Genomic DNA, 8,408 nt, shown 5'->3' on the forward strand with positions numbered 1-8,408 from the left:
GATCAGGCTGTGCACTTTTCCTCCTTGACCGTCAGGTGCCTGAGTGGCGCAGCTGGGACTCGGCAGCCGACACGGTGTAGAAGCGCCTGATCCGGTCCGAGGAACCCGGAGCGCGCACGTACTCGTGCTGTTCGCGGTCGTAGATCCCCCAGCACTCCAGCAGGAAGAAGTGGGGGCTTCGGGAGTCGATCAGGCGGATCTCGTAACGAGACGAGGCGGAAGGAGCGGTCATCGCGACTTCCGTCCGGGCATGAACATGAGCCGGAAGGACTGGTACGGCGAGCCGCGAGTCCCCCGTCGCGAGTTGGTCGGGCGCCGCCTCGAACCAGACCACCTTGCCCTCCTCCGCCGGGTACCAGCCCCAGGAGTAGGCCAGCGCCTCCACCAGGAGCAGGCCACGGCCGCCGGTGGCCATGTCGTCCGCCGCGCTCCTCACCGGCGGCTGCGGACTCCTGTCCGCGACCTCGACCCGGAGGCGGACTCCGGTCCACCGGACCGTGACGCGGCAGCGCTTTCCGGTGTGCTCAACGGCGTTGGCCAGCAACTCGTCGGCGCACAACTCCACGTCCCGCAGCGACTTCTCGGAGAGGAGTTCCGGCCAGGACCGAGCCACATGCACCACCCACAGTCGGGCGAATTTCACCGCAGCCGTGGTCGGTTGCACCTCTTGGGACTTCGGCATCGGGAGTACAGCGCAGTCGTCGGTGTTCATCAGCCCTCCCGGACTGGGGCGTTGATCGGCGCGGCGATGAGCAACCGCACGGTGGTTCGACCTTCGGAGCGACAGGACTCAATGGCCCTGGCAGGCTCGAATCCAGTGAACCGGCCCAACAACACGATCGGTATGCCTGTCGACACGTAGAGTGGTTTACGCGGTTTACAGCTCGACCTCAGGGGATCGATCGTGGCCACACGCAGGGAACCCAATCACCGCCTCAGGGAGACGATTTCAGCGGGCGGATGGACCTATGAGGCGTTAGCCCGTGCTGTGCGGTGCATCGGTGCGGAGAACGGAGAGATGCTCCTCACCAACAAGTCCGCCGTGGCCCACTGGATCAACGGCGCGCAGCCGTCCGGGCAAGTCAGTCATTACATCGCAGAGGCGCTCTCCCGCCGGTCCGGGCGCCGGGTCACCCTTGCCGAACTCGACTTCGCCACCCCGGAAGAGTCCTTGGCGGTGAGTAGTGATCCGGTCGAGGCGGTTGCCAATCTCGGCCGTGCAGATGTCGAGCGCCGCACCTTTCTGGCTGTCGCTGCATTCACAACTGCCGGTGTAGCCATGCCGCTGCTCTACGATCCTGAGCCCATCTCGCGTCTGATGAGGGCCCGGACCGGCTTGGCTCGCATCGGTGTTGAAGAAGTTGAGGTCGTTCGGCAGATCACTGCCGCGTTCAGCGCGGCAGACGAACGACTCGGCGGCGGGCATGGGCTGACCACCGTGACCGCCTACCTGGCCGACACGGCAGCCCCGATGCTCAACGGCCGCTTCCCCAACGAAAGTGTGCGGCGGCACGCCTTCGGAGCCGTGGCCGAACTTGCCTACCTTGCTGGATGGAAACACCACGACCTCGGCCAAGAAGGCGCCGCCCAGCGTTACTACCAGGTCGGTTACCAACTCGCTGTGGAGTCGGATCCGCATGGTCACGCCGGATGGATGATGCGCACCCTGGCCCATCAGGCGCTCAGTCTCAAGCAGCCCCACCACTGTGCGGCGCTGATCGAGAATGCACTCGCTCGGAGCGTTGGTCGGGTGGATGGAAAGACCGAGGCGCTTCTTCACATCACTCACGCTCGTGCTTTCGCCGCCACCCGGGACAAACCCGCTGCAGCCAAGGCACTCCTCGCCGCAGAGAACGCCCTCGTCCGAGACGGCGACCCGCAGCCCAGTTTCTCATTCGTCAGCGGCCCTGCGGTCGGTACTGTCGCCAGCCACACTGCCCGAACCCTCACCGACCTCGGGGACCACGCAGGAACCGAACAGCAGCACCGTGCCGCGCTGATTCGTTGGGATGCCGAGAAGTACAAGCGGGTTCACGCCCTCACCTACGCAGACCTGGGTGACAGCTTGGCTGTTCAAGCCCGAGCGGACGAGGCGGTCGCAGCCTGGGGACGTGCGCTCGACCTCATGGCCGGCATGACCTCGGATCGGACGAGAAAGGCGATTTCCTCAATCCGCCCTTGCTTGGCGATCTACCGTAGACGTGGTGTTCCTGGAGCCGTAGATCTGGAACGCCGAACACGTGAGGTACTGACATGACAGCTGTAACGCAGGAAGGACTCGACCGAGTGGACCAGCCGACCGCCGATCAGACGACTGCTCTCAAGCCCGCCACGGAGTCGATGACCCTGCTGGTCGCCGCCGTCATCGTCCATGACCTTGAAGCTCAACGTGTCGTTCTTCTCCGGCGGGGGCCCAAGGCCAAGTTCGCGCAAGGCCTGTGGGATCTGCCGGTCGGCAAGAACGAACCAGGCGAGCCGATCACGGAGACGGCGGTTCGCGAGCTCAGGGAGGAGACCGGGCTCGTCGTCGCTCCTGAGGACTTGCAACTTGCCCACGTCATCCACGGTGCTCGCGGCGTCGAGGCTCCCAACGGCTTCCTGACTGTCGTTTTCGCGGCTCACCGGTGGTCCGGTGAGCTCGCGAACGGGGAACCTGCCAAGCACTCGGACGTTGCGTGGATCGGCGTCGGGGCTGTACCGGAGGAATTCGTCTCCACTACCAGGGAGGCCCTGATCAATTATCTGACCAATGGACCGAGCGTCTCTCTCGATTCGTGGCGGAGCCGATAGCCAGCGGGGAGTTTCCGACCTCCTCCCAATCCTCTTGGTCTTGGGTCGTCGAGCGCTGCCCCTCGGTATTCCGAGGGGCAGCGCATCATTTTTCTCTCTTTAAGGCAGAGGCAGGACGTGGCGGAGGGCTTCGAGGGCGTCCGGGGGGCCGTCGACGGTGAGGGTGGTGTGGGCGCCGCGGCCGTAGGTGAAGAGGATCAGTTCGCCCGGGTCGCCGGCGAGTTGGACGGTGGGGGAGCCGGTGGGGCCGACGGTGAGGGACTGGCCGTCGGGGCGGCGCAGGGTCAGCCGGACGGGGGAGCGGCGGCCGGCTTCCAGGCGGGCCAGCAGGGGCAGTCGGCGCCACAGGGCTTCGGCGCGGCCGGCGGGGACCGGGGCGGGGGTCCAGTCGTCGGCGGCCCGCAGGACGTCCTCGGCGTGCACGTAGTACTCGACGGTGTTCGCGGCCTCGTCGGCGCCGGGCAGGGCGAACGGGGAGAGCACCGGCGGGCCGGAGCGGAAGAGCTTCAGCAGCTCCTCGTACGGGCGCTCGGCGTACGCGGACTGCACCCGGCGGGCCCGGTCGGCGAGGGCGCCGATCAGGAGTCCGGCCGCCGCGTCCGGGCGGTGCTCGCGGACCACCAGGTGGGCGGCGAGGTCGCGGGTGGTCCACCCGGCGCAGAGGGTGGGGGCGTCCGGCCCGGCGGCGGCCAGGAGTGCGGCGAGGCGGTGGCGTTCGGCGAGGGCGTGGTTCGACATGGCGCCACGATAGAGGCTGTCAGCGCAGGTTGCCGGTGAGCTTGGGGCCGCCCTGCTTGTTGCCGGCGGTCAGGGTGCAGGTGTAGTCCCGCCAGCCCTGCTGGTAGTTGGCCTGGGCAGGGCCGAACTGGCGGCCGTAGTACGTCTTCCCGTCGTTCTGGCGGGCCTTGGCGGCGGCCTCGGCCTCCTTGCAGCCCTCGCGCATGGCGAGCGCGATCGGGATCTCGCCGGTCAGGCCGTCGGCCAGTTTCAGGTCGGCGATCACCTGGCCGTCGTGCTCGCCGGTGCAGGGGCGCTCCTCAGCCTTGGTGATCACCGGGCTGAGCTGCGGGTGGTCGAAGCAGGCGCCGACCGGGAAGAAGGCGTACGGCGGGGTCCTGGTCGGGGTGGGTGTCGGCGTGGGCGTCGGGGTCGGGGTCGGGGTGGCCGTGGGGGTCGGCGGGGGCGGCGCGGCGGCGGGCTTGCGCTCCTCCGGCCAGAGCAGGACGGTGGCCACCACCGCGAGCAGCACGGCCAGGACGGCCACGACGGCGAGGACCAGGCCCCGGGACGGGCGGGAGTCGGCGGCTGCGGGCGGCTGCTGCTCGGAGGTCATGGCCATGAGGATGGCCCACGCGGGGCCCGCCCGGCAGGCGGTTGGCCGAAATCACCCCTTTACGGCGATGTTCGGGGTGGGGCCGGAGAGGCTCCCCGGCGGCGCGGATCCGGTCCAGCGGTTGTGCCTGCACCGGGTAGGGCCCACCGCACAAGGCACAAGGCACAGGGCACAGGGCACAGGGCGCATCCGGGGCGGCGGGCCGGACTGCAACAATGGCCCCATGTCCACCACACCCGCCACCCCCGGCACCACCGCCCTGGCCCCCGAGATCGCCGCGCGCCTCAAGCGCACCGAGGACGGCCTGCTCCCGGCGATCGCGCAGCAGTACGACACCGGCGAGGTGCTGATGCTGGGCTGGATGGACGACGAGGCGCTGCACCGCACGCTCACCACCGGCCGCTGCACCTACTGGAGCCGCAGCCGCCGCGAGTACTGGGTGAAGGGCGACACCTCCGGCCACGCCCAGGCGGTCAAGTCGGTGGCGCTGGACTGCGACGGCGACACCCTGCTGGTGAAGGTCGACCAGACCGGTGCCGCCTGCCACACCGGCGACCGCACCTGCTTCGACGCCGACGTGCTCCCGCTCGCCTGACCCCTCCGCCCACTCCTCCTGCCGGAACTCCAGAAGGTGCCGCTCGCCATGGATCTCGAAGCCTTCCGCAAGCTCGCCGTCGACACCCGGGTCATCCCGGTCACCCGCAGGCTCCTCGCGGACGGTCTCACCCCGATCGGCCTGTACCGCAGCCTCGCCGAGGAGCGGCCCGGCACCTTCCTGCTGGAGTCCGCCGAGCAGGGCCGCAGCTGGTCGCGCTACTCCTTCGTCGGCGTCCGCAGCGCCGCCGTCCTCACCGTCGGGGAGGACGGCGAGGCCCGCTGGCTGGGCACCCCGCCGGTCGGCATCCCGACCGGCGGCGACCCCTTGCAGGTGCTGCGCGCCGCGCTGGAGGCGCTGCACACCCCGCGCCGCGACGACGACGGCCTGCCGCCGCTCACCGGCGGCCTGGTCGGCTACCTGGGCTACGACGTCGTCCGCCGGCTGGAGAAGCTGCCCGACCTCAACCCGGACGACCTGCGGCTGCCCGAGCTGACCATGCTGCTCGCCACCGACCTCGCCGTGCTCGACCACGTCGACGGCACGGTGCTGCTGATCGCCAACGCCGTCAACCACAACGACCTCGCCAGCGGCGTGGACGAGGCCTACGCGGACGCGGTGGCCCGGCTGGACGCCATGGAGGCCGACCTGCTCAAGCCGGTCGACCCGGGCCTGGCCACCTTCACCCCGGCCGGGCCGGGCGAGGCCCGCTCCCCGTTCGGCGGCGCGCCGTACCGGGCGGCGGTGGAGGTGGTCAAGGAGCGGATCCGGGCCGGCGAGGCCTTCCAGGTCGTCCCTTCGCAGCGCTTCGAGGCGCCCTGCCCGGCCTCGGCGCTGGACGTCTACCGCGTGCTGCGCACCACCAACCCCAGCCCGTACATGTACCTGTTCCGCTTCCCGGGGCCGGACGGCACCGCCGAGGGCGGCTTCGACGTGGTCGGCTCCAGCCCGGAGGCGCTGGTCAAGGTGACCGGCGGCGAGGCGATGGTGCACCCGATCGCCGGGACGAGGCACCGCGGCGCCACCCCGCACGAGGACGCGGCGCTGGCCGCCGAGCTGCTCGCCGACCCCAAGGAGCGGGCCGAGCACCTGATGCTGGTCGACCTGGGCCGCAACGACCTGGGCCGGGTCTGCGAGCCGGGCAGCGTGGAGGTGGTCGACTTCATGCACATCGAGCGCTACAGCCACGTGATGCACATCGTCTCCACCGTCACCGGCCGGGTGGCGCCCGGACGGACCGCCTTCGACGTGCTGACCGCCTGCTTCCCGGCCGGTACCCTCTCCGGCGCGCCCAAGCCCCGCGCGATGCGGATCATCGAGGAGCTGGAGCCCACCCGCCGCGGCCTGTACGGCGGCTGCGTCGGCTACCTGGACTTCGCCGGGGACTCCGACACCGCGATCGCGATCCGCACCGCCGTGCTGCGCGACGGCACCGCCTTCGTGCAGGCCGGCGCGGGCGTGGTCGCGGACTCCGACCCGCACGGGGAGGACACCGAGTGCCGCAACAAGGCGGCCGCCGTGCTGCGGGCCGTCGCCACCGCCAATACGCTGCGGACGCCGGAACTGTCGTAAGTCGTCAGTGTCGTCAGTGTCGTCAGTCGTCGAGGGAGGCGGCCGGGATGTCCGAGGTGTCGCCCGACGAACTGCGGCGGGTGGTGGTGCTCGATGCGGCCGCCCAGATCGAGGACCAGTTGGGCGGGCACGGCCGGGTGCTGTCCGGCGCCGTGATCGACGCCCCGGCCGGGGCCCCCGACCTGATCCCCGACCTGACGGTGACCGCCCCGGGGGCGGAGCCCGACGGCCGGGGCCGGTACCCCCAGGGCGCCGTCGAGGCCGTCCTGGAGGTGGCCCGGTCGCACCTGGCCGCGGCGGCGCTGGCGTACGCGCGCAGCGGGATCCCGCTGTACGTGGTGGTCGACCCGGCGGCGGCGGCCTGCACCGTGCACACCGCGCCGTCCGTCGACGACGGGTACCGGGAGGCGGAGCGGGTGCCGTTCGGCAACGATCTCTTCCTGCCGCTCGCCGGGCGGACGCTGGTGCTGCGGACGGACGAGTTCCCGGCCGGGCCGCCCACCCCGGGTGCGGGGCCGGACGCCGGGCGGGGGATAGTGGACGGGTGAGCGCACCTGACCAGACCCCCGTACCCGCCCCGCCGGCCCCCGCGTCGGGCCGCCGGACGCTCGGCGTGATGCTCCTGCTGACCGTGCTGAGCGCCGTGCTGGTGCTGACCGCCGTCGGCCGGGTCTGGTCCGAGGGCCGGGCCGGCACCCTGGCGGTGTCCGTCTCCGGCGGCGCGATCTCCGAACTCCCGGGCGGGCTCGCCCTGGTGGGGCTCGCGGCGGCCGTCGCGGTGTTCGCGGTGCGCGGCGCGGGCCGGCTCGCGGTCGGCGCGCTGACCCTGCTGGCAGGCCTCGGCGCGGCCGCCGCCTCGGCCGCGGGCGCCGGGGACACCGCCGCGCTGGACGCCGAGGCGGCCCGCAAGCTGGCGCTGTCCGGCTCGGCGGCCACCGAGGTCGGCCACACCGGCTGGCCCTGGGTGGCGCTGGCCGGCGGGCTGCTGCTGGCCGTCGCCGGGCTGCTCACCCTCCGCTACGGCCGGAGCTGGCCGGCCATGGGCAGCCGCTACGAGGCGCCCACCCGCAAGGCCCCGGCGAAGAGCGACACCCCGGCCGACCTGTGGAAGGCGCTGGACCGGGGCGAGGACCCGACCACGGTCTGAGCGCGGGGTCTGGGCGCCGGCCTTGAGCGCCGGGCCCGGGCGGGCCCAGGCTTCGGGCCCCAGCGGGCCTCAGCAGCCCTCAAGGGGCCCCGGCGCCGGTGTGACGCGATAGACCCGCCACCCGCTTTGGGCCGCCGGTGTGTGGCCCGGCACAATGGAACCCGTCAACCCGCCGGCGGCCCCGCAGGCCCGGCCGGGCCCCGAGAGGCTAGGAGCACCACTCAGATGGCAGCAGCAGCACACGGTCACACCACCGCCGCCTGGACCGGCGTGACCATCACGTTCATCGGTTTCGGGATCGCGGGGGTCGCGATGATCCTCCCGTCGGTGATGCTGGTCTGGGCCGGCATCGCGGTCATCCTGGCCGGCGGTGTGGTCGGCAAGGCCATGTCGATGGCGGGCATGGGCCAGCAGCCGAGCGCCAACGTGTACGCCTCGCACGAGGAGCAGCGCGCGGCCCGGGCCGCCGTCGCCGCCTGACGACGGATTCCTCGCAGTAGATACGACTCGTAGCAGTACCGAACGGCGGGCGCGCCACGCCCGCCGTTTCGTTCTGTCCGGGCCCGGCCCGGGCAGAATCGGGGCGTGACCTCCGCCTCCACCACCTCCGCCCTGCCGCCCGTCCTGCGCCGGCTGGGGCCGCCGCTGGCCGCGCTGGCGGCGGTGGCCGTTCCCGCCGTCTACGTCGCCGCGGTGGACCCGAACACCCCCGGGCACTACCCCGACTGCCCCTTCCTGGCCGCCACCGGCTGGTGGTGCCCCGGCTGCGGGGGGCTGCGCTGCGTCCACGCGCTGGCCCACGGGGACTTCACCGGCGCCCTGCACGACAACGCCGCGGCCGTCCTGCTGTTCGGCGTCCTGGCGCTGCTGTGGCTGCGCTGGGGGGGGGGGAGGGGGGGGGGGGGGGGGGGGGGGGGGGGGGGGGCGGGGGGGGGGGGGGGGGGGGGGGGGGGGGGTGCTTAGGTTTTGTA

11 protein-coding genes are annotated in these 8,408 nt (G+C 71.9%); 8 read left to right on the top strand and 3 right to left on the bottom strand.

Annotated elements, in window-relative coordinates; genetic code table 11:
* Positions 1-31: 31 nt before the first annotated feature.
* Positions 32-712 (bottom strand): ATP-binding protein, encoded by a 681-nt coding sequence (locus tag AC07AL_RS05720; protein WP_478316942.1) that lies wholly within the window; start codon positions 710-712, stop codon positions 32-34.
* 192 nt (positions 713-904) lie between these two features.
* On the opposite strand from AC07AL_RS05720, the gene AC07AL_RS05725 reads away from it, so the two are divergent.
* Together AC07AL_RS05725 and AC07AL_RS05730 are read left to right on the top strand one after the other, a co-directional pair.
* Complete coding sequence (locus AC07AL_RS05725) at positions 905-2,257, top strand: tetratricopeptide repeat protein (protein WP_478316944.1); 1,353 nt, start codon at positions 905-907, stop codon at positions 2,255-2,257.
* Positions 2,254-2,790, top strand: a complete 537-nt coding sequence (locus AC07AL_RS05730; RefSeq protein ID WP_478316945.1) for an NUDIX domain-containing protein — start codon at positions 2,254-2,256, stop codon at positions 2,788-2,790. The genes AC07AL_RS05725 and AC07AL_RS05730 overlap by 4 nt, the downstream gene beginning before the upstream one ends.
* A gap of 99 nt (positions 2,791-2,889) precedes the next feature.
* Here the strand turns inward: AC07AL_RS05730 and AC07AL_RS05735 are convergent, their stop codons facing one another.
* Both AC07AL_RS05735 and AC07AL_RS05740 read right to left on the bottom strand, forming a co-directional pair.
* Positions 2,890-3,528: a TIGR03085 family metal-binding protein gene (locus AC07AL_RS05735; protein WP_363582812.1), complete on the bottom strand. Its 639-nt coding sequence runs from the start codon at positions 3,526-3,528 to the stop codon at positions 2,890-2,892.
* A gap of 19 nt (positions 3,529-3,547) precedes the next feature.
* Entirely contained in the window at positions 3,548-4,123 is a 576-nt protein-coding gene (locus AC07AL_RS05740; RefSeq protein ID WP_478316947.1) for a hypothetical protein, read from the bottom strand.
* Between the two features lie 223 nt (positions 4,124-4,346).
* Between AC07AL_RS05740 and hisI the strand changes: the two genes are divergently transcribed.
* The 6 genes from hisI (at position 4,347) to AC07AL_RS05770 (ending at position 8,400) form a co-directional block, all read left to right on the top strand.
* Positions 4,347-4,718, top strand: a complete 372-nt coding sequence (gene hisI, locus AC07AL_RS05745) for a phosphoribosyl-AMP cyclohydrolase (protein WP_063347172.1) — start codon at positions 4,347-4,349, stop codon at positions 4,716-4,718.
* 48 nt (positions 4,719-4,766) lie between these two features.
* The gene (locus AC07AL_RS05750; protein ID WP_363582808.1) at positions 4,767-6,290 is read left to right on the top strand and encodes an anthranilate synthase component I; all 1,524 of its coding nucleotides are present in this window, start codon (positions 4,767-4,769) and stop codon (positions 6,288-6,290) included.
* 47 nt (positions 6,291-6,337) lie between these two features.
* Entirely contained in the window at positions 6,338-6,838 is a 501-nt protein-coding gene (locus AC07AL_RS05755) for a Uma2 family endonuclease (protein ID WP_363582806.1), read from the top strand.
* Positions 6,835-7,437 (top strand): TIGR02234 family membrane protein, encoded by a 603-nt coding sequence (locus tag AC07AL_RS05760; protein ID WP_363582804.1) that lies wholly within the window; start codon positions 6,835-6,837, stop codon positions 7,435-7,437. The genes AC07AL_RS05755 and AC07AL_RS05760 overlap by 4 nt, the downstream gene beginning before the upstream one ends.
* A 225-nt stretch (positions 7,438-7,662) precedes the next feature.
* Positions 7,663-7,917, top strand: coding sequence for an HGxxPAAW family protein (locus AC07AL_RS05765; RefSeq protein ID WP_063347169.1), 255 nt, complete (start codon positions 7,663-7,665; stop codon positions 7,915-7,917).
* Positions 7,918-8,130: 213 nt separating this feature from the next.
* Positions 8,131-8,400: a DUF2752 domain-containing protein gene (locus AC07AL_RS05770; protein ID WP_478317024.1), complete on the top strand. Its 270-nt coding sequence runs from the start codon at positions 8,131-8,133 to the stop codon at positions 8,398-8,400.
* The last annotated feature ends 8 nt before the right edge of the window (positions 8,401-8,408 follow it).

The sequence above is a fragment of the Kitasatospora sp. NPDC043949 genome, from assembly GCF_056435365.1.